The sequence below is a fragment of the Saccharothrix sp. NRRL B-16348 genome (assembly GCF_001280085.1).
In the GTDB taxonomy this organism is placed as follows: Bacteria; Actinomycetota; Actinomycetes; order Mycobacteriales; family Pseudonocardiaceae; genus Actinosynnema.
The window spans coordinates 108907-130548 of sequence record NZ_LGED01000257.1 but is presented as its reverse complement, the minus strand read 5'-3'; the positions used below and the strand labels follow the sequence as shown (position 1 = coordinate 130548).

Below are 21642 nucleotides of genomic sequence, written 5' to 3'. Positions count from 1 at the left end.
GGCGGCGACCACCCGGGACAAAGAGTTTCGCGACTTATGCATGAACCAGACAAAAGTCCGGTCAGAATCAGCGAAAGTACTGGACTAGACCACTGCCCGGCACCTAGCGTTCATCGCGTTCGCCCATCCCTGTGACTGCACACAGCTCCCCTGTCTCACCCCGCCACCGCGTGCGGACCCTGCAACCGTGCGACGACGACGTCGGACAACGCGTGGTCGTCCTTGCCCTCCTGGAGCATGGATCATGAGATGGACAGCGCGACGGACGCGCACCCCTGCCCTCGGCCTGTTGGCGGCCGCCCTGCTGATCAGCGGCTCAGGCCTCTCGGCGACGGCCGATCCCCGCAGCGACGCCGTGCCGCCCCAAGAGCCCGGCGTGACGTTACGGGTCTTCGACGTCCAGATGCCGCTGGACCGGCTCTGCACGCTCAAGCCCGCCCAGACGCCCAACGTCGACAAGCTCATGCCCACCGTCGACTGGACGACGACCGCCGACTTCGGGTTCGCCGACCGCTTCGTCGTCCAGGTCACCGGCAACATCAACGTCACCCAGGCGGGCAGCCACGCGTTCCGCCTGCTCAGCGACGACGGGTCGCGGTTGTCCATCGACGGCGCCGTGGTGGTCGACCACGACGGGCTGCACGGGCCGGACCCGAAGGACGGCTCGGTCACGCTGTCGACCGGGTACCACTCGCTGCTGATCGACCACTTCGAGCGCGACGGCGGGCAGCAGTTGACGCTGCAGTGGCGGCCACCGGGCGCCACCGCCTTCACCACCGTGCCGAACTCCGCGCTCAGCACCGACAGCGACGTCGTGCGGGTCACCGCGCCGGGCCGCAAGGACTGCGCGGCGGGCGCCGACTCGCCCGGCGACGGGCTGCCGCTCAACGCCGTGCACCCCGACTTCACGCTGACCACCCTGCGCCCGACCGGTTTCCAGCCGCGGGTCAGCGCGATGGACTGGCTGCCCGACGGCAGGCTGGCCATCGCCACCTGGGACGGCAAGAGCACCGACACCGGCGAGCTCTGGGTGCTCGGCAACGTCACCGGCGCCACCTCGCCCGACCGGGTCACCACCAAGCGGATCGCGACCAACCTGCGCGAGCCGATGGGGTTGAAGGTGCTCGACGGCAGGATCTACGTGTCGCAGAAGCACCAGCTGACCGAGCTGACCGACACCAACGGCGACGACGTGATCGACCAGTCGCGCGCGGTGGCGACCTGGCCGTACGGGGGCAACTTCCACGAGTTCGCGTTCGGCCTGCTCTACCAGAACGGGTCCTTCTACCTCAGCCTCTCCGTCGCCATCAACGAAGGCGGCGCGACCACCAACCCGCAGCCCGCGGCCAACCGCGGCACGACGGTGAAGGTGGACCGCGCCACGGGCCAGGTCACCTACCTGGCCGGCGGTCTGCGCACGCCCAACGGGATCGGCTGGGGCCCCGAGGGCGGCATCTTCGTCAACGACAACCAGGGCGGCTACCTGCCCGCGTCGAAGATGGTGCACATCAAGCAGGACCGCTTCTTCAACCACTACACCACCCCGGCCGGGCCGTTCGACGCCAACCCGGTCACCGCACCCGTGCTGTGGTTGCCGCAGAACGAGATCGCCAACTCGCCCAGCACCCCCGTCCAGCTCACCCAGGGGCCCTACGCCGGTCAGATGGTCTTCGGCGACGTCACCTACGGCGGTCTGCAGCGCGCGTTCCTGGAGAAGGTCAACGGCGAGTACCAGGGCGCGGTGTTCCGGATGACTCAGGGCCTGGAGGCCGGCGTGAACCGGCTCAGCCTCGGCCCGGACGGCGCGCTCTACATCGGCGGCATCGGGGACGGCGGCAACTGGGGCCAGGACGGCAAGCTGCGGTACGGCCTGCAGAAGCTCGCGCCCAACGGCGGCCGGACGTTCGACGTGCTGGCGATGCGCGCGATCGCGGGCGGGTTCGAGGTCGAGTACACCCAACCGCTGTCGGCGGCGACCGCGGCCGGGCTCGCCGGCCGGTACCGGGCCACGCAGTGGCGGTACGCGGCGGCGCCCACCTACGGCGGGCCCAAGGTCGACCAGGAGAACCTGTCGGTTGCCTCGGCCACGCTGTCCGCGGACGGCCGGAAGGTCACGCTGAAGCTCAACGGCCTCAAGGCCGGCCGGGTCGTGCACCTGCGCTCGCCGCGCCCGTTCTCGTCGACCACCGGTGTGCCGCTGTGGAACACCGAGGCCTGGTACACGCTCAACAACCTCGTCGGCAGCGCGCCGTCGGCCACCCAGTCGTTCGAGGCCGAGAGCGCGGCCCTGTCCGGCGGCGCGGGGGTCAACACGGACCACACCGGCTACTCCGGCGCGGGTTTCGTCGACGGCTACGGCACCGCGGGCGCGACCACCCGGTTCGCCGTGAACGCGACGACGGCCGGCTCGCACAACGTGGGCCTGCGCTACAGCAACGGGCCCAACCCGTCCTCCGGCACGAAGACGGTGAGCGTGTACGTCAACGGCACGAAGGTCAGGCAGGTCGCCCTGGCCGACACCGGCACGTGGGACACGTGGGCCACGCACACCGAGGCGTTGACGCTGCGGGCGGGCGCGAACACCATCGCGTACCGGGTGGACGGCGGGGACATCGGGCACGTCAACCTCGACTACCTGACGGTCACCCCGGCGCAGCGCGTCGTCCTCTACAACGGTGGCGGCACGGAGAACTGGCGCAACGCCGACGGCAGCGCGCCTTCGTGGCCGGTGGCCAACGGCTCGATGGAGGCGTTGGGCGGCGACATCCGCAGCAGGCAGGGGTTCGGCGACTTCAAGCTGCACCTGGAGTTCTGGCTGCCGAACCTGCCGCCCGACGTGACCGGTCAGCAGCGGGCGAACAGCGGCGTGTACCTCCAGGACCGGTACGAGCTGCAGATCCTGGACAGCTTCGGCAAGCAGCCGCTGGGCGCCGACGACGCGGGGAGCATCTACCTGAAGAGGGCGGCCTCGCCCAACGCCGGCACCGCGCCGCAGACGTGGCAGACCTACGACGTCACGTTCCGGGCGGCCCGCTACGACAGCGCGGGCGTGAAGATCGCGAACGCCCGGGTCACCGTGGTGTGGAACGGCGTCACCGTCCACCAGGACTTCGCGGTCGACGGTCCGACGGGCGGCGGCGCGGCCGAGGGACCGACCGCCGGGCCGTTGCGACTGCAGGACCACGGCGATCCGGGTGAGAACGTCAGGTTCCGCAACATCTGGGTCGAACAGCTCGGGTGACGTGCACCGTCCCAGGTCGCTCTCCTCGGCGAGCGACCCGGGCGGTGTCCGCGCAGCCGGTCCCAGGGCAGCCGGTCCGGTGGCTTCCGGGTCAGGGGCGTGCCGTCCTGGTCTGGGCGGTGTCGTCCGAGGTGAGGCCGCACAATTCGTCGGCGAAGGCCCACAGCTCCTCCTCCCGCCGTTCGTCGTAGGACTCCGCCGAAGACGGGATCACCTCGCCCCGGCTGATGTACGACCCGCTCTCGCCCGGGCGGGGCCCCGCCATCGTCTCCGCGAGCAGTCGACCCGCCTCGGCCGACGTGCTCGCGAACGGCATGCGGACCAGGAGCTTGCCGACCGCGCGGAACGCGGCCCGGCCTACCCGACCGGCGTCGCGCGCCAGCTCCGTGTCCGGCACCAGGCCCGGGTTGTAGGAGTAGACGTCCATCCCCTTGGGCAGCCGCCGCCGGAGCGCGTGGACGAGGTAGATCACGCCGAGCTTGCTGGTGGCGTACGCGCGCCTGCCCTCCCTGGCGGAGTCCTTGCCCGGCTTGACCAGCTCGCGCGGGTGGTCCCAGCGCGGCGGCGGGATCAGGCCCAGGGTGTTGAGGTCGGCGTCGTGCACGTCGCTGCCGACCACGATGATCCGCGCCGGGTTCGTGAAGCGCGGCCGGAGCAGGTTCAGCAGCAGGTGGTAGGCCAGCACGTTCACGCCGAAGGTCATCTCGATGCCGTCGGCGGTGAGCTTGCGGGTGGTCGCCATCTGCAGGCCCGCGTTGCCCAGGAACCCGTCCAGCGGTCCTTCGACCTCGGCCGCGGCGCGGCGGATCGCGTCGAACGAGGACAGGTCGCAGACCACCTCGGAGACGTTGCGGTTGCCCGTGCTCGCGGTCAGCTCGGCGGCCAGGCCGGGCGTGCGGTTGACCACGAGCAGGTGGCGGTCCGGGTGGTGGCGGAGCAGGTGTTCGGCGGCCACGCGGCCGAGGCCCCGACTCGCGCCGGTCATCAAGGTCGTGCCCATGCTCACTCCCGGTACGTAGTTCGAACTGGTACTGAGTACCGTACCGGACTTCGTACCGGGCCGCTATGCTTGGCCGCATGTCGGAACGGATGCCGCTGCGCGAGCGCAAGCAGCAGCGCGCGCGGGAACAGATCGTGGCGGCGGCGTTCGAGCTGTTCGCCGAACGCGGGTTCGCCGCCGTGACGGTCACCGACATCGCCGAGCGGGCCGAGGTGGGCCGCACGACGTTCTTCCGCCACTTCGGCGACAAGCAGGAGGTCGCCTTCTCCGACGAGCAGGCGATCATCGAGGCGCTGACCGAACGTCACCGGGCGTTGCCGCCGGTCACCGACCTGGCGGGCGCGGTGGCGCAGCTGCGCGCGGTCGCGACGGAGCTGTGCCGGGAGCTGACCGCGGACGGCGAACACTTCCGCGCGCACGAACGGCTGCTGCGCGAGAACCCCGAACTGCGGGACCGCGCCGCGCGCAAGTTCGCCCGGCTGACCGAGATCTTCCGCGCCACCCTGCTCGACCGCGGGGCGTCCCCCGAGGTGGCCGTGCTCGCACCGCAACTGGCGCTGGCCTGCTACACGGCGGGCAACGTGCTGGCGGACGGCGACCCGGCCGTGCTGCCCGGCGCGGTGGACGCCGCGTTCGCACAACTGAGCGAGTTGAGGGCGTCCGACATCGCCTGAACGCCGGCACCCTGTCGGTCCGATGGGCTAGGTTTCACCCTGCCATGCGACTCATCGGACGTGACCACCCAGCCGGGGTGCTGCGCGCGGAAGTCGACCGCGCGGTGGGCAGCCACGGCGGGTTGGTGCTGGTCGCGGGCGAGGCCGGGATCGGCAAGACCACGCTGGTGACCGACGCGGCCGAGCAGGCGCGGCGGGCGGGCGCGCTGGTGCTCGGCGGCTCGTGCTGGGACTCCGACAGCGCGCCCGGCTACTGGCCGTGGGTGCAGGTGATCCGGGCGTTGCGCCGGGCCGCGACCGCCGAGGAGTGGGAGTCGGTCGACCGCGGTCCGCTGGCGGTGCTGCTCGGCGAGGCGCCGTCGGAGCACACGCCGGAGAGCTTCCCCCTCTACGACGCGGTGACCACGGCGTTGGTGGCGGTCTCGCAGCACCGGCCGGTGCTGGTCGTGCTGGAGGACCTGCACTGGGCCGACCCGGCGTCGGTGAAGCTGCTGGAGTTCGCCGCGCAGCACACCTGGTTCGAACGGGTGCTGCTGATCGGCACCTACCGCGACAATGAGGTCGACGCCGAGGACCACCCGCTGCGGCCGTTGATGACGCCGCTGCTCAGCCGTGCCGCGACGGTCGCGTTGACGGGTCTGGCGCCGGCCGAGGTCGGCGAGTTGATGGCGCGCACGGCGGGCCGCGAGCCGGAGCCGGACCTGGTCGCCGAGGTGCACCTGCGCACCGGCGGCAACCCGTTCTTCGTCGAGCAGACGGCACGGCTGTGGCACGGCGGCGGGCCGGTGACCGCGATCGCGCCCGGTGTGCGGGACGCGTTGCGGCGGCGGCTGTCGCTGCTGCCCGCGCAGGTAGGCGACCTGCTGACGACGGCGGCCGTGCTCGGCCACGAGTTCCACCGCAAGGTGCTGGCCGCCACGGCGTCGCTGCCGGTGCCCGCGGTGGATCGGCTGCTCGACCAGGCCGCGCAGGCCAGGCTGGTACTGGGGCGGGGCGGCGGTCGGTTCTCGTTCGCGCACGACCTGGTGCGCGAGGCGCTGTACGGCTCGCTGTCCGATGTGGACGCACGGCACGCGGCCGTGGTGCGCGCGTTGGACGGCGACTTGGCCGACCAGGTGTTCCCGGCGGACCTGGCCCGGCACGCGCACCTGGCCGGCGACCGGCTGGCCGCCGACCGCGCGGTGGACCTGATCGTGGCGGCGGCCCGGGACGCGAGCCGCCGGATGGCCGTCGAGGAGGCCGCCGGGCACTACCGGCGGGCGCTGGAACGGGCCGAGGGCGCCCGGCGGCGGATCGCGGTGGCGTTGGAGCTCGGCAACGAGCTGTACCACTGCGCCGAATCGGCCGAGGGGCGGCGGATCCTCGACGAGGCCGCGACGTGGGCGCGCGAGCTGGCCGACCCGGAGCCGTTCGCCCGGGTCGCGCTGGCGGTCTACCGGTTCACCGAGGACGAGGGCCAGGCCACCCCCTTGGTGCGGGAGGCGTACGCCCGGCTGATCGGGCCGCCGCCGGACGCGTCGACGGAGGTGCTGGCGCGGGAGATGAGCCTGTACGCCGCCGAGGCGGCGCGCAACGGCGGCGACGACGAGGCGCTGGCGACGGGCCTGTGGGCGGTGCACGACACCACGCCCGGCATCGGCAGCGCCGAGCAGCGGCTCGCGTTGACCGACGAGCTGATCACCGTGTCGCGGCGCAGCGGCGACCACACCGTCGAGCACTTCGCCACCTCGTTCCGGTGGGTGGCGCTGGTGGAGCTCGGCGATCCGCGCTACGTCGACCAGCTGCACGCGTTCGTCGCGCTGTCGGAGCGGCTGGGCATGTCCCGGTTCAACTTCTCGGCCGCGATCGACCAGTCGATCATCGCCACGATGCAGGGCCGGTACGCCGAGGCGGAGGCGCTGCTCGCCAGGTCCGAGGAGCTGGGCGCGAGCAACCACACCGGGTTCCGGATGATGTACCTGCACCTGCGGTGGGCGTTGCTGCTGCCGCAGGGCAGGTTCGCCGAGCTGGACGAGATGACGCCCGAGCTGCTCGCGAGCAGCTACCCGTTCCCCGGTCTGCCGGCCGGCATCACGGCCCTGGAACGCGGTGACGTGGCGACCGCGCGGGTCCACCTCGACCAGCCCGTCCAGGACGACCGGTTCCAGGCGTCGTTCGAGCCGCTGTGGCTGCGGTTCCGGGCCCAGTTCGCCCACGCGACCGGTGATCGGGAGCTGGCCGCGCGGGTGCGCGCCGACCTGGCGCCGCACCGGGGCAAGTGGCTGGTGTCGCTGTACGGGTGCGATATCAGCGGGCCGGTGGACCTGTGGCTCGGCCTGGTCGACCTGGCGCTGGGCCGGTGCGACGACGCGGTCGAGGAGTTGACCGCGGCGGCGCGGTCGGCCGAGCGGATGCGGGCCCGGCCGTGGGTGTCGCGGGCGCGGCGTCACCTGGCGGAGGCGTTGCGGGCGCAGGGCGCGCCGGCGGACGTGGTCGCGCTGGAGTCGGGCACGGCGTCGTCGCCCGAGCGGACCGTCCGCGAGTTCCGGCGCGACGGTGACGTGTGGGCGTTGTCGTACGGCGGGGTCACCGTGCGGATGCCGGACTCCAAGGGGTTGCGGGACCTGCACGTGCTGCTGGGCAGCCCCGGCGAGCCGGTGGCCGCGGTGGCGTTGCTCGCGCCGGAGGCGGTGGCGTCCGCGCGGCTGGGCGGCGACCCGGTGCTGGACGACGAGGCGAAGTCCCGCTACCGGCGGCGGCTGGCGCAACTGGACGACGAGATCGACCGCGCGTTCGACGACGACCGCGCCGCCGCCCTGGACCGCGAGCGCGCCGCCCTGCTGGACGAACTGCGCGCCGCCGCCGGTCTGGCCGGCCGCACCCGCAGGCTCGGCGACGAGGCCGAACGGGCCCGCAAGGCCGTCACCGCGCGCATCCGCGACACGCTGCGCAAACTGGACGACCGCCACCCCGGTCTCGCGGCCCACCTGCGGGACACCGTCTCGACCGGCGCCACGTGCGTCTACTCGGGACACGAGCACTTCCGGCTCTAGTGGACACCCCGCCGTCCGGCGGGTGGGCGCGTTCTGCGGCATGATCCCGGGCGGGAACGCGGACGCGGAGGTATCGGTGCTCGACATCGGCGTAGGCACCTGGGCCGCCACGATCGGCCTGATCATCGCGCTGCTCGCGGTCGACCTGATCGCCGCGGCGGTGCGCCCGCACCGGGTCGGGTTCAAGGAGGCGACCGCCTGGTCGGTGTTCTACGTCCTGGTGGCGATCGCCTTCGGCGTCTGGTTCGCCGTCCAGCACGGCACCGGGTACGGCACGGAGTACTTCGCGGGCTACATCGTGGAGAAAAGCCTGTCGGTCGACAACCTCTTCGTCTTCGTGATCATCATGACCACGTTCGCCGTGCCGGAGGAGCACCAGCACAAGGTGCTCACGTTCGGCATCGTCCTGGCGCTGGTGATGCGCGGGATCTTCATCGCGCTCGGCGCCGCCCTGCTGACGCTGTTCTCGTTCATGTTCCTGCTGTTCGGCCTGCTGCTGGTCTACACGGCGGTGCAGCTGTTCCGGCACCGCGACGAGGACCCCGAGGTCGAGGACAACGTGCTGGTGAGGGCCGCCCGGCGGGTGCTGCCGGTCACCGACGACTACGTCGGCGGGAAGCTCCTCACCCGCCTCGACGGCCGCCGGGCGGTCACCCCGCTGTTCATCGTGCTGCTCGCGATCGGCAGCATCGACCTGCTGTTCGCGCTGGACTCCATCCCCGCCGTCTTCGGCGTCACGGAGGAGCCCTACATCGTCTTCACCGCCAACGCGTTCGCGCTGCTCGGCCTGCGGGCGCTGTTCTTCCTGGTCCAGGGCCTGCTCGACCGGCTGGTGTACCTGTCCACCGGGCTCTCGCTGATCCTGGCGTTCATCGGCGTCAAGCTGATCCTGCACTGGGCGCACGTCGACGTCGACGACCGCGTCCCGGAGATCCCGACACCGCTCAGCCTCGCCGTGATCATCGTGGTGCTGCTCGTGGTGACCGTGGCGAGCCTGGTCAAGACGAGGAACGACCCCACCGCCAAGGCGCACCCGGGTTCGCTCCGCGCGCACCACGGCGGTGAGGACGACCACGACCGGTGAACCACGACGCGGAGGCCGTGCCCCGGACGAGGGCACGACCTCCGCGTGGTGGTCACTTCCGGTTGTACAGGCGCATCGTCAGGGCGCCGAACACGGCGGTGAACACGATGCCGTAGCCGAACGTCCACATCATCGCGTCGCCGTCGAAGCCGCCCGCCATCAGCGCGCGCACCGCCTCGGCCAGCGTGCTGATCGGGTTGACGTTGACGAACGACTGCAGCCAGCCCGGCATCGTCGCCGGGTCGACGTAGACGCTGGACAGGAACGTCAGCGGGAACAGGAAGAGCATGCTGATGCCCATCACGGACTTCTCGCTGCGCATCAGCAGGCCGAACATGGTCCACACCCACGAGAAGGCGAACGAGAACGCCACCAGCACGGCCACGCCGAGCACGACGCCGACGAACCCGCCACCGGGCCGGAAGCCCAGGATGAGGCCGACCACCATGATCACGGCGGACGCCAGCACGTACCGCAGCAGGTCGCCCAGGATGTAGCCGACCATCGGCGCGGGCCGCCAGATCGGCAGCGTGCGGAACCGGTCGAACACGCCCTTCTCGATGTCGGTGTTCACCGCGACACCCGTGTACATGGTGATCATCACGACGCTGGTCACCGTGATGCCGGGCAGCAGGTACTGGATGTACTCCCCCGGCGACCCGGCGAGCGCGCCGCCGAACAGGTAGGTGAACATCAGGATCATCATGATCGGGAACGCGGTGACGTCGAACAGCTGCTCGGGCACGTGCTTGATCTTGAGCACGGCGCGCCAGCCGAACGTGAGCGACGCCGACAGCGCGCTCGGTCGGCTCGGCCGCACGGTCTCCAGCAGCACCGCCGCCAGGTCCTCCGCCTTGGGCGCGGGCAGGAGTTCGGCTTCCTTGGTGACGGTCACGCCGCCGCCTCCTTCTTCTTGTCGGTGAGGGCCAGGAAGACCTCGTCCAGGCTGGGCTGGCCGAGGGAGAACGTGTCGACGGTGATGCCCTCGCGGGCGAGTTGGGCCAACGCCTCGGCGGCCTGCTCGGTGGCCCGGCCGGTCAGCCGCGCGGTCAGCGCGACCGGGTCGGAGTCGAGCTGCACGTCGGCCTCCAGCGCACCGGCCAGCACCTGCCGCGCCCGTTCGCGCTGGTCGGCGTCACGCAGGCGCAGGTGCACCGCGCCGACCCCGACCGACGCCTTCAGCTCGCCCTTCGTGCCCTCGGCGATGACCTTGCCGCGGTCGATCACCGCGATGCGGGACGCGAGCTGGTCGGCCTCGTCCAGGTACTGCGTGGTCAGCAGCACGGTGGTGCCGTGCGCGACGACCGCGCGGACGATGTCCCACACCTGGTTGCGGCTGCGCGGGTCGAGACCGGTGGTCGGCTCGTCCAGGAACAGCAGCTTCGGCGTGTTGAGGATGCTGGCCGCGATGTCCAGCCGGCGGCGCATGCCGCCCGAGTAGTGCTTGACCTGCTTGCCCGCCGCCTCGGTGAGCCCGAACGCCTCCAGCAGCTGCGCGGCCCGTGCGCGGGAGTGCGCGCGGGTGTGGCCGAGGAGCCTGCTCAGCAGGATCAGGTTCTCGGTGCCGGTCAGGTCCTCGTCGACGGAGGCGTACTGGCCGGTGAGGCTGACCATCTGGCGGACCACGTCCGGTTCGGAGCGCAGGTCGTGACCGAACACGCGCGCCTCCCCTCCGTCCGGTCGGAGCAGGGTGGCGAGCATGCGCACCGTGGTGGTCTTGCCCGCGCCGTTCGGACCGAGCAGGCCGTACACCGTCCCGGCGGGCACGGTCAGGTCGACGCCGTCCACCGCGCGGGTGTCGCCGAAGACCTTGACCAGGCCCGACGTTTCGATGGCGTTCATGAGGTTTTTCCCCTTCTTGGTGAGACACAGCTAGGAGACGTAGGGGCGTCGGGTGCGGGCGTCCTTGAGGGCCGACGCCCACCAGGTGAGCTGGTCGAACATCGCTTCCGCGACACGGCGGCGGTGCTCGGTGTCGAGCGGTTCGTCGGCGAGCAGGTTCACGCTGACGCCCGTTCGCACTGTCATGACGTGCAACTCGGTGAAAACTGTTCGGAGCTGCTCGACGGCGTGAAAACCCTCGGAGCGGTAGCCGTAGGAGACGAACCCGGCCGGCTTGGCGTGCCACTCGTCGTAGGCGTAGTCGATGGCCTGCTTGAGGGAAGCCGGGAAGCTGCGGTTGTACTCAGGGGTGACCACGACGAACCCGTCCGCGTCCGCGATCTGCCCGGTGAACCGCCGGACCTCCGGCGTGGGCCTGCTCGGGTAGCACGGCGGGAAGTCGTAGTCGGCGAGGTCCAGCACGACCGGCTCGACGTCGTCCCGCTGCGCCGCGACCTCGGCGACCCACCGACCGACACCGTCGCCGACGCGTCCCTCGCGAGTGCTGCCGATGATCACCGCGATGCGCAGGGTCTCCATGTGCCACCTCCTCTCACCCAGGAGGCGCGAGATCACCCGCTAGACCGGATCTGGCAACCCGCCAGACGCGCCGGCACCCGTCACCCGCTGTAACGCCCGGTCCGCGACGGGCGACAACCAGCGTGCGCGTCATGATCCACGTCGAGAGGGGCACGGAAATGGACGAGGTGCTGGACGGCGGCCGGAAAGAGCGGGTGCAGGTCCGGATCGGGGACCAGGTCGCCTACGTCGACGTGGACCGGATCGCGGGGAGCGACGAGGAAGAGGTCTCCGCCCGACTCCCGTCGCTCGACGACTTCACCAGTTCGCTGTCCGCCATCACCGACACCGTCAGCGACGCCATCGCCGGCGGGTTCCGGAAGATCAAGCCCGACAAGATCACCCTCGAGTTCGGCTTCGAGGTCGGCGTCGAGTCCGGCAAGCTGACCGCGATCCTGGTCAAGGGGTCGGCCAAGGCCAACATCAAGGTGGTCGCGGAGTGGACGCCAGAGGCTTAGGGCTCGCGGAGCAGCTGATGGCCGCCTCGGTGGCCATCACGGTTCCGGACAAGACCCAACCCGAACTCGGCTCGGGCGTCTTCGTCGCGCCCGGCCTCGTGATCACCTGCGCGCACGTCGTGGCCGACCAGGCCGGCACGCCCAAGGCCGAGTCCGTGCGCGGCGTCTCGCAGGGCCGGAAGCTCGACCTCCGGGTGGTCCCCGAGTGGATCAGGCCGTGGGCGGAGGGCCGGGGACCGGACCTGGCGCTGCTCCGGGCGGTCGGCGACGACCTCCCGGACGCATGGGTGGAGCTGCGTGACGTGGTCGAGATCGGCGACGACCTGTGGGCCTACGGGTACCCCCAGGGCTCCTACCGCGCCGGGGACTCGGTCGCGTTCCGGTACGAGGGGCCGTCCCGGTCCGCCGGATCCGTCCTGCACAAGCTGTCGCAGGGGCAGGCCCAACCCGGGTTGAGCGGCGCCCCCGTGTTGAACCGGCGAACGGGCGGTGTCGTCGGCCTGGTGCGCGCGACGAGGGACAGCCGCACCGACCTCGGCGCACGCCTCGTCACCGCCACGCTCATCGCCGCGGAGTACGGCGCGATCCTGGCCGCCGAACTCGGAGGCTCGGTCGAGCGCTCCTGGCTGGACGCGCTCACCCACGAGCAGGTGCTCGCGGGTCGCTGGGAGAGACCGTCGCCGAAGCTGTTCGACTACCTGAGGGCGGCGCAGGAGCAGGCGCGCGACTTCCCGTACGCGGTTCCGGTGCACATCGCGCCGCCGTTGATCGACCTGTACGTCGAGCAGAAGGTCACGTCGAGGGTCGCGGAGCGCCGCGGGTCCGACGAGCACGAGAAGCACCGTGACCGTGAGCGCAAGATCGAGGCCGTGCACGCGACGAAACTGCTGTCGCAGCACGACAACGCGGTGCTGACCGGCGGGCCCGGCGCGGGCAAGTCGAGCCTGCTGAACTTCCTCGTGGCGGACGCGGCGCGGAAGTGGCTCCGGCCCGCGCCCGGTTCCGCGTCACCGGACTTCGTGCCGGCGCGGCTGTCCGCGACCCGCCTCGCCGAGACGCCCGGTCCCCTCGCCACCGCCGTGGCCACCGTGCTGTCCCAGGACCTGGTCGACTACCTGCAGGAGCCGCTGCCGCCGGACGCCCTGCACCGGCAGCCGATGCCGGGCGTGGACTGGCTGGTGCTCGTGGACGGCGTGGACGAGGTGCTGGACCCGGAGTCGCGCCGCAAGCTGCTCACCCGCCTGTCCCACGCGATGGCGGAGAAGGGCTGCCTGCGGATCGTGATCGCCAGCCGGCCGTTGTCCGACCAGGAACTCGAGTTCGCCGCCATCGGCGACGCGGTGTACGAGTTGCAGCCGTTCGACCCGGACGAGCTGGCCGCCTTCGCCACGAAGCTGTTCGAGAAGCGCGACTCCCCCGACCCCGCGGCCGACGCGCGGCGGTTCGTCGGCCAGCTGTCGGGCAGCTCCCTGCACGAGCTGTGCCGCACCCCGCTGCTGGCGACGATGACCTGGGCCATGTACGTGGACCACCCCGACCGCCCGCTGCCGGGTGGGCGGACGGAGCTGTACCGGCAGTTCGTCGACAAGCTGCTGCACGAGCAGGACCACAAGCTCAGGGTGACCGACCAGCTGCGCGAGATGCTGCGGGAGTGCCCCGGCCGCGACGACGTGGTGGCCGACCTCATGGGCGATCGCAAGAACCTGATCGCGAACATCGCGGCTTCGCGGCACGAGGGCTCGGAGCACTCGTTGCTCGACCTGGCGCTGGGGTACCTGGGCGACCGGAAACCGGCCGCCGGCATCACCGACCACCGGTGGCGCGAGCTGGTCAGGGATCTGCTGGTCCGCACCGGGCTCGTCGGCACGAAGGGCCCGGAGCTGGTGTTCACGCACCACACGTTCCAGGAGTACTTCACCGCGTTGCGGACCGCCGCGATGCACACCCCGCCCGGGGAGGAGGGGCGGCTGGTCCTGGAGCGGGGCATCCGCCCCAACCAGCAGACCGTCACCCTGTTCCTGGCGGGGCACTGGGCCCTCCAGGGGGTCGACCTCTCCGAAACCGTCGTCTGGCTTCTCCGGCGGGGCGGCAAGCAGCTCGACCTCGCCGCCGCCATCATCGTGGACGGCGTGCCGGTCTCCGCGGAGTGCACCGAGGAACTGGTGACCTCTCTCGGCATCATGACCCGCACCAAGATCTCCTCCGAGGTGCTCCGCACCTTCAAGAAGATCGCAGCCCACTTGGACGTGGGTCTGCTGCACAGGATCACCGCCTCAGAGCACACCGATCCCCTGGTCCGGATGATTGCCCTGCTCACCGCCAGCCGTCGGACTGGCGCAGATGACGTCCTCCGTGCGATGCACCCGATGGTGCAGGTCCACAAGGGCGATCTCCAACACCTGCTGAGTGCCGTCGACCTGCTGAACGAGCACGCGTTCCGCTCCTCGGCCTTGGCCCTGCTCAGGAGTGAGGCGTCCCCGAGATCGCGATCCGACGAACTGGATGTCGCACAACGCCTCTACCAGCTGGGCGAAGCGGCACAGGCGACCGAGATCGTCCTCCGCGTCCTGACCCAAACCGGACACCGAGTCCACTCGGTGATCAGAGCGGCTCAATTGCTGATCCGCCACGACAGCGCCTTGGGTGTCGAACACCTGCTCCGGATCACCGGGTCACCGGCCCTCTCCACCTACGACAAGTACCGCTGCGCGGGCACGTTGGCCACTGCGGGAGCCGTGGACGACGCCCGTGACCTGTTCCGGCAAGTGCTCCGCGACCCCACCGTCGACGAACTGGACCTCTGCTGGGCGGCTGCAGAGCTCGGCGAGCTGGGATTCCGCGGTGAGGCCGTCACCGCGTTGACCGAAGCCGCCCTAAGCCCGTACCGCACAACGAAGTTCAGGCTCGACGTCATCGAGCAGTTGCGCGAGTTGGGCGCGCTCGGCACCGAGCTGACCCCCGTTCTGATTGCCGTTCGCGACGACCCGACCGCGAACACGCGCCAGCGGATCAACGCCGTCGCCGTGCTCGGCGCGGTGAACGGTTCGACCGACCTCGTCGCCGAACTGCTGCGGCTCGCGGAACTGCCCGGCTCGCGAACCGACGCCGTGGCCGTGGCGACGAAGTTGTTGGAGCTGAAGGCGCCCGTCGTCGCGACGGAGTTGCTCCGGAAGGTCTTGACGGATGCGTACGTCCACGACGTCGCCCGCGCGGCGATGGCTCTAGTCGACCTGGGGCTGCTGGACGAAGCGGCCGCGCCGCTGCGGGCCGTGGTCCACGACCGCCACCGGCCCATCCACGCACGGTGCTCCGCCTTGTCCTCGTTGAGGATGTTCCACACCGACGCCTCAGATGCCCGCGCGATCGAGGAAGTAGCCGGATCCCCCGCCATGCCCGTGGCGGTGCGCATCCAAGCGCTGCAGCGGCTCGCCGACCTGCCCGAGAACCAGTGGGCGGTGGATCAACTGCGGCATTGGACGTACTCTCGTGAAGCCGAGGTCGGTCAGCGCCTCGACGCCGCGAAATCACTCAGGCAGTACGACAACGCGGACACGTGGGCAAAATTGAGCCTGCACCATCTCGCTCATCCCGACGTGCCTCTCGTCACCGCGATGTCAGTGCTCACCGCTACACCTCGCGAAGCTTGGGATGACAAGGTCCACCGGGCAGTGACCGAGTTGGGAGGCCGCGACGCCGTCCCGGCCTCCCAACTCGACTCGGTGCGACACATCTTGATCAACACCTGGTCGGCGGCCGAGCTGCGCGCTGTCGCACTCGACCCAGCGGCACCGGCCGACATGCGGTTGCGCGCGTGCCAACGGTTGCGCGACAGGTTCAGTGACGAGTTCAGTGACGCCGGACTCAGTGGTGTGGTGCTCGACGTGGCCGAGCGATCGGACACCTCACCGGACGAGCTGTTCGCCGCCGCAACGCTGCTGCTCGACCTCGGTCCGCCCGATCGGGGTATGGAATTGCTTCGGCGACTCGCCGGCGACTCGACGCGGCCCGCGGACAAGGCGGCGGCGGCGGGCACCCTCCTGCGGCGGGCGGAGTTCGACATCGCGCTGGACGCCTTGCGAGAGGTGCTGGCCGCACGGGAGTGGGCCGACGGCGTGTACGGCGGGGCCGTGATAAGCCTTGCTTCCATCGGCCTGGTCGACGAGGCCGTTGAGGCGCTGCGCACGTTCATCGCGCTGGTCGAGAAGCCGATCAGCGAACGTTTCGCCGCGGCGGGACGCCTCGCCTCGCTCGGCCACCATGAGGAAGCGGTCGCTACGCTCGATGACCTCGCTGCGGCGGCGACCAGCACCGACATCGTCGCGATCGCCGCCGAACTCGCACGCGTGGGCGAAACACCACGCGCGAACGAGTTGTGCGCCCAGGTGGTACTCGCCGAGGACTCCGGCGAAAATGATCACCTCCGCGCCACCGAACTGCTGTGCCGGCGTGACCCGGCCGGCGCTCGTGACGCGAATCGCCGGGCGATCGAGGCGGGTGCGCGGCCACGGCGTTGGGCCGGATCGTGGGCCGTGCTCGCGAGGTACGGGTACGAGCGTGAAGCGGCGGAGAGGTTACGGGCTGTCGCGTACGACGTGGCCGAGCCCGTCGAGGACCGCATCGCGTGCGCGATCGCGCTGGCCGACGCCGGGAGTTGGTTGGGCGAGGCGTTGTCGCTGGTGCGCGTGATGCTGCGAGAGCTGGAGCCCGCTCCGCGCGAGGTGATCACGTGCGCCGGGTTCCTCAGCAAAGCGGGCGAGTGGAGCGAGGCCATCGCGCTGCTCGACCGGCTCGACGTCGACTCGCTGGACGACGAGTTGACCAAGCGGTTGGACGAGGTGCCCGTACGGACGCTGTTCTACCGGTGAGGTCCGACCGGTGCCGGTCGCCGCGTGCGGGCGACCGGCACCGGGTGTCAGATGCGGCAGGTGTCCAGGGAGCTGACCAGGATCGCGCGGGCGCCCACGCGCCACAGCTCGTCCATGATGAACGGCGCGTCGTCGCGCGGCACGAGCGAGCGGACGGCCACCCAGCCTTCGCGGGCCAGCGGCGAGACGGTGGGCGACTCGATGCCGGGGACCAGCTTGAAGGCCTCCTCCTGCGCCTCGACCGGGCAGTCGAAGTCGAGGATCACGTAACGGCGGGCGATCAGCACGCCCTGCAGCCTGCGGTGCAGGATCTCGACCGCGCGGACCGCGTCCGGGGCGTCGGCGACCGTGTCGCCCTGGATCAGCACCGCCTCGGACTGGAGGATCGGTGAGCCGAACGTCTCCAGGCCGGAGGTCTTCAGCGTGATGCCGGTTTCCACCACGTCGGCGATGGCGTCGGCCACGCCCAGCTCCACGGCGGTCTCCACCGCGCCGTCGAGCCGCACGAGGTGCGCCTTCACGCCGAGGTCGGCGAGGTGGTGCTCGACCAGGTTCGGGTAGCTGGTCGCGATCCGCCTGCCCTCCAGGCCTGCGGCGTCGTGGATGCCGCCGGGCTTGGACGCGAAGTAGAACGCCGCCCGACCGAAGCCGAGCGGCAGGATTTCCTTCGCGGACACGGTGGAATCGAGCAGCAGATCACGACCGGTGATGCCGACGTCCAACGACCCCTCGCCCACGTACACCGCGATGTCGCGGGGACGCAGGAAAAAGAACTGCACATCATTTGCCGGGTCCGCCACGATCAGCTCACGGCCGGACCTGTTCACCCGGTAACCCGCTTCGGCCAGCATTTGGGCCGCGGGAGCACTCAACGAGCCCTTGTTGGGCAGGGCGAAGCGAAGAGGAGCCATGGCGCGAAGTCTCCCACACCGAGCGGCCCGTCCCCGTCTCGGGTATGCCCAGGTGTCCCACGGTGTGGAAACCACGGGGTGTCGCGCCGGCGTCACCCGTCCGAGCTTCCCACTAGGTGAACACCGGACCGCCGGGACATTGCCCGCGGGTCTATTTAACCCAGTGAATGCCGACAGTCAAACGAATTAGAGAAAGCGGCCCGCCCTGGTTCGCGCGGTCAATAGCCAGCCCGCCCCGAAAGAGACCACGATCGCGACCGCGGCCACCAGGAATGCTTTCGCCTCGGCCGGCAGCGGCAACGGCCGGGCCGCCACCGCGAGCACGATGAGCACCGGCCCCTGGATGAAGAAAGCGGCGAACGCGCCGCGCGAGAGCGCCACCGCCAGCGGGCCGTCCCGGGTCAGCCGCCGTTGGGCCAGGCCGAGCAGCCACACCGACCCGCCGACCACGAGCACCGCCTCGACCACGGCGAGCAGCAGCGCCTGCCACCGCCAGCCGCCGAGGAACGGGTCCGCCTGCCCGGCGAGGTCCGACACGCCGAGCACGACCGCGGCCACCGGCACGGCCAGGATGGCCAGCGCCGCGACCACCCGGCTGCCGCGCCACATCCGGTCCGGCACCCGCTCGGCCAGGCCCGACCGCGCGCCGACGATCCCCACCCCGAACATGGCGATCAGCTGCGGCCACCACCAGATGTGCAGGTCGCCGATCTGCCCGCTGCGCGCCGGGAACCACAGCCGGACGGCGAACGTGCTCACGACGACGCCGGCGGTGACCGCGACGAGGTGGCCGCCGGTCAGCGCGATCGGCGTCGCGCGCGGCCTGCCGAACAGCGCGTAGGCGATGGAGAACAGCAGCAGGATCTCGACGAACCACAGCGAGCCGGAGTCCAGCAGCGGGTCACGGTGCGTGAACACCCACCACGGCGTCACGTCGTGCCCGGCGGCGCGGTAGGCCACCCACAGCGCCAGCGGCCACACGAGCAGGGCCGACAGCGCGAACGGGATGCCGAGGCGGACGAGTCGGTCGCGGATGAACCGGCCGGCGCCCTTGCGCGCCACCGACTCGGGCGTGAACAGGCCGGACAGCAGGTAGAAGGTGCCCATCAGGAACAGCCCGGACGGGCCGAGCACGGCGGCGAGGACGGCCTCGACGCGCGGCGCGAAGGTGACTTCGTTGACCTCGTCGTACGGCCACCCGCCCACCGCCGAGTACCCGAGGAGCGCGTGCCCGCCGATCACCCAGGCGACGAGCAGCACCTTCAGGTTGTCCACCGCGGCCAGCCGGGACCGCTGCCCCACCTCTGCGGTCATCATCCCAAGGTAACGGCTGCGGGCCGGAAAATGGCGGGCGAAATCGTCGGCGTACCCGGCCGGGAGCAGGCCCGGTCAGTCCGCGTTCGACCACCACGTGGCCTGGGTGACGACGGAGAAGCCCAGCGACTCGTACAGCGGCCGGCCGGGCTTGGCCGCGGTCAAGGTCATCGGCACGGGGAACTCGTCGATCACCGCGTTCATCAACGCCCGGCCGACGCCGTGCGAGCGGTGCTCGGGCAGGGTCGTCACCCAGTACACGCCGACCGCGTCGTCCGCCTCGACGGTCAGGCACGCGCCGGCCACGACGCCGTCACGCCACGCCGTGTGCATCCGGAACCCCTCGCGGTCCTTCAGCGCCACGGGCAGCGCGTTGCCGGTCGGGAAGCCCGGCAGGGGGAAGCCGTCGACCACGACCTGCTCGGCCACGGCCCACTCGTCGGCCGTGCGCACTCCCCTGACCTCCAGGGCGGGCGGCGGCACGGGCTCGTAGGGCCGGATCATCACCGGCAGGTGGCGTGCGGTGAGCCCGAGCGCCGCGCCGTCGATCGTGCCGAACGAGTCCTCGACCACGACCCGCGCCTCGGCCCGCTTGACCAGCAGCTCCAGCTCGGCGAAGTCGTCCGGGTCGGGGTCGGGGCGCACCGCGAGCACCCGGAGCAGGGTCGGCCCGCTCATCGCGAGGAACGCGGTGCGGCTGATCAGGTCGTGCCCGCGGGTGCGGGCCAGCGCGGTGGTCAGGACGGTGGCGTTGCGCACCGCGAGGTGCAGCGAGGCGGACATGGACCGGAACCTTATGCAGCCTCCGGACCGCTGGTCAGGTCCATTTCCGCCTCGCCCGCGCCGGTCACCTCACCGTCCGGCGAGCAGCTGGTCGAACGGCACGAACCCGTCGTCGACGGGCTTCGCCGGCGCCCGGCCCACGAGCAGGTCGGCCAGCTCGCCCGCGGCCCGGTCGACGCGGCCGGGCAGCCCTTCGGCGCCCCAGTCGGACGACGCGGCGTACACGCCGGTCGGCACCACGACCGCCCGCAGGTAGGCGAACAGCGGGCGCAGCGCGTGGTCGAGCACCAGCGAGTGCCGCTCGGTGCCGCCGGTCGCGCCGATCAGCACCGGCTTGCCCGCCAACGACTCCGGCTCCAGCACGTCAACGAAGGACTTGAACAGCCCGCTGTAGGACGCGTTGAACGTCGGCGTCACGGCGATGACCGCGTCCGCGCCGACCACCGACTCCACCACCTCGCGCAAACGCGCGCTGGGGAACCCGGTGACGAGGTTGTCCGCGATGTCGCGGGCCACGTCCCGGAGGTGCACCGTGCGCACCTCCAGGTCGGGCACGAGCCGTTGCACGGCCTCGGCCAACCGGGTCGCCAGCAGTTGCGTGGACGACGGCGACCCCAACCCGGCCTGCACGACCGCCAGCGTCGTCATCGGCTGTTCACTCCCCCGACGGCGGCCTTGAGCAGCGACGCGTGGGTGGGCGCGGCCGGCACGTCGGCCGGGCGGCCGACCGCGAACTCGCGGCGCAGCGTCGGCACGATCTCGCCGAGGAGGTCGAGCTGCTCCAGCACCGTCTTCAGCGGCAGGCCGGCGTGGTCCATCAGGAACAGCTGGCGCTGGTAGTCGCCGAAGTGCTCGCGGAAGGTCAGCGTCTTGTCGATGACCTCCTGCGGGCTGCCGACGGTCAGCGGGGTCTGCTCGGTGAACTCCTCCAGCGACGGACCGTGCCCGTAGACCGGCGCGTTGTCGAAGTACGGCCGGAACTCCCGGACGGCGTCCTGCGAGTTGCGGCGCATGAACACCTGGCCGCCGAGACCGACGATCGCCTGGTGCGCGGCGCCGTGCCCGTGGTGCTCGTAGCGCTCGCGGTAGAAGGTGATCAGCCGCTGGAAGTGCTCCTTGGGCCAGAAGATGTGGTTGGCGAAGAAGCCGTCGCCGTAGTACGCGGCCTGCTCGGCGATCTGCGGGCTGCGGATCGAGCCGTGCCAGACGAACGGCGGCACGTCGTCGAGCGGGCGCGGGGTCGAGGTGAACGACTGCAGCGGCGTGCGGTGCTTGCCCTCCCAGTCCACCACGTCCTCGCGCCACAGCTTGCGCAGCAGGGCGTAGTTCTCGATGGCCAGGTCGATGCCGTCGCGGATGTCCTTGCCGAACCACGGGTACACCGGGCCGGTGTTGCCGCGACCCATGATCAGGTCGACCCGGCCGTCGGCCAGGTGCTGCAGCATCGCGTAGTCCTCGGCGATCTTCACCGGGTCGTTGGTGGTGATCAGCGTGGTCGCGGTGGAGAGGATCAGCCGCTCGGTGCGCGCCGCGATGTAGCCGAGCATGGTCGTCGGCGACGACGGGACGAACGGCGGGTTGTGGTGCTCGCCGGTCGCGAAGACGTCCAGGCCGACCTCTTCGGCCTTGAGCGCGATGGCGACCATGGCCTTGATGCGCTCGGCCTCGGTCGGCGTCCGCCCCGTGGTGGGGTCGGGCGTCACGTCGCCGACGGTGAAGACACCGAACTGCATGGCCACTCCTCGTTCAGGTAGTTGCGCTTTCAACTAATCGGCACAACGGTACCGGGTCGCCGGCTATTCCGGTGTTGTCTGGTGGCG

The 21642-nt window shown here is 71.0% G+C and carries 15 protein-coding genes; 6 read left to right on the top strand and 9 right to left on the bottom strand.

What is annotated here, in order from left to right:
• Positions 1-244 precede the first annotated feature (244 nt).
• Positions 245-3241 carry a family 16 glycoside hydrolase gene (locus ADK67_RS42545; RefSeq protein WP_053722267.1) on the top strand — a complete coding sequence of 999 codons (2997 nt, stop codon included), beginning with the start codon at positions 245-247 and terminating at the stop codon, positions 3239-3241.
• Between the two features lie 91 nt (positions 3242-3332).
• Here the strand turns inward: ADK67_RS42545 and ADK67_RS42540 are convergent, their stop codons facing one another.
• Entirely contained in the window at positions 3333-4241 is a 909-nt protein-coding gene (locus tag ADK67_RS42540; RefSeq protein ID WP_053722311.1) for an SDR family NAD(P)-dependent oxidoreductase, read from the bottom strand.
• 77 nt (positions 4242-4318) lie between these two features.
• Between ADK67_RS42540 and ADK67_RS42535 the strand changes: the two genes are divergently transcribed.
• From ADK67_RS42535 to ADK67_RS42525, 3 genes are read left to right on the top strand one after another with little or no spacing between them, the layout of a single operon-like run.
• Positions 4319-4915, top strand: coding sequence for a TetR/AcrR family transcriptional regulator (locus tag ADK67_RS42535; protein ID WP_053722266.1), 597 nt, complete (start codon positions 4319-4321; stop codon positions 4913-4915).
• A 44-nt stretch (positions 4916-4959) separates the two neighbouring features.
• Positions 4960-7947 (top strand): ATP-binding protein, encoded by a 2988-nt coding sequence (locus ADK67_RS42530; RefSeq protein ID WP_082404688.1) that lies wholly within the window; start codon positions 4960-4962, stop codon positions 7945-7947.
• Positions 7948-7987: 40 nt separating this feature from the next.
• Positions 7988-9031, top strand: a complete 1044-nt coding sequence (locus tag ADK67_RS42525; protein ID WP_197289891.1) for a TerC/Alx family metal homeostasis membrane protein — start codon at positions 7988-7990, stop codon at positions 9029-9031.
• Between the two features lie 52 nt (positions 9032-9083).
• On the opposite strand, the gene ADK67_RS42520 is transcribed toward ADK67_RS42525, so the two are convergent.
• Genes ADK67_RS42520 through ADK67_RS42510 form a run of 3 tightly spaced genes read right to left on the bottom strand, consistent with a single transcriptional unit; the run spans position 9084 to position 11452 of the window.
• Positions 9084-9926 (bottom strand): ABC transporter permease, encoded by an 843-nt coding sequence (locus tag ADK67_RS42520; protein ID WP_053722265.1) that lies wholly within the window; start codon positions 9924-9926, stop codon positions 9084-9086.
• Entirely contained in the window at positions 9923-10873 is a 951-nt protein-coding gene (locus tag ADK67_RS42515; RefSeq protein ID WP_053722264.1) for an ATP-binding cassette domain-containing protein, read from the bottom strand. The genes ADK67_RS42520 and ADK67_RS42515 overlap by 4 nt, the downstream gene beginning before the upstream one ends.
• Before the next feature lie 30 nt (positions 10874-10903).
• The gene (locus ADK67_RS42510) at positions 10904-11452 is read right to left on the bottom strand and encodes an NADPH-dependent FMN reductase (RefSeq protein WP_053722263.1); all 549 of its coding nucleotides are present in this window, start codon (positions 11450-11452) and stop codon (positions 10904-10906) included.
• Positions 11453-11583: 131 nt separating this feature from the next.
• On the opposite strand from ADK67_RS42510, the gene ADK67_RS42505 reads away from it, so the two are divergent.
• Entirely contained in the window at positions 11584-11949 is a 366-nt protein-coding gene (locus ADK67_RS42505; RefSeq protein WP_157621549.1) for a CU044_2847 family protein, read from the top strand.
• Positions 11931-16814 (top strand): serine protease, encoded by a 4884-nt coding sequence (locus ADK67_RS42500; protein WP_157621548.1) that lies wholly within the window; start codon positions 11931-11933, stop codon positions 16812-16814. The genes ADK67_RS42505 and ADK67_RS42500 overlap by 19 nt, the downstream gene beginning before the upstream one ends.
• Before the next feature lie 47 nt (positions 16815-16861).
• On the opposite strand, the gene hisG is transcribed toward ADK67_RS42500, so the two are convergent.
• From hisG to ADK67_RS42475, 5 genes are all read right to left on the bottom strand, one after another.
• Positions 16862-17725 carry an ATP phosphoribosyltransferase gene (gene hisG / locus ADK67_RS42495; protein WP_053722260.1) on the bottom strand — a complete coding sequence of 288 codons (864 nt, stop codon included), beginning with the start codon at positions 17723-17725 and terminating at the stop codon, positions 16862-16864.
• Positions 17726-17911: 186 nt separating this feature from the next.
• Positions 17912-19039, bottom strand: coding sequence for an acyltransferase family protein (locus ADK67_RS42490; RefSeq protein WP_197289888.1), 1128 nt, complete (start codon positions 19037-19039; stop codon positions 17912-17914).
• A 75-nt stretch (positions 19040-19114) separates the two neighbouring features.
• Positions 19115-19822 (bottom strand): GNAT family N-acetyltransferase, encoded by a 708-nt coding sequence (locus ADK67_RS42485; RefSeq protein WP_053722258.1) that lies wholly within the window; start codon positions 19820-19822, stop codon positions 19115-19117.
• A gap of 69 nt (positions 19823-19891) precedes the next feature.
• Positions 19892-20470 carry an FMN reductase gene (locus tag ADK67_RS42480; RefSeq protein ID WP_053722257.1) on the bottom strand — a complete coding sequence of 193 codons (579 nt, stop codon included), beginning with the start codon at positions 20468-20470 and terminating at the stop codon, positions 19892-19894.
• Entirely contained in the window at positions 20467-21555 is a 1089-nt protein-coding gene (locus ADK67_RS42475; protein ID WP_053722256.1) for an LLM class flavin-dependent oxidoreductase, read from the bottom strand. Before ADK67_RS42475 ends, ADK67_RS42480 begins: the two co-directional genes overlap by 4 nt.
• Positions 21556-21642 lie beyond the last annotated feature (87 nt).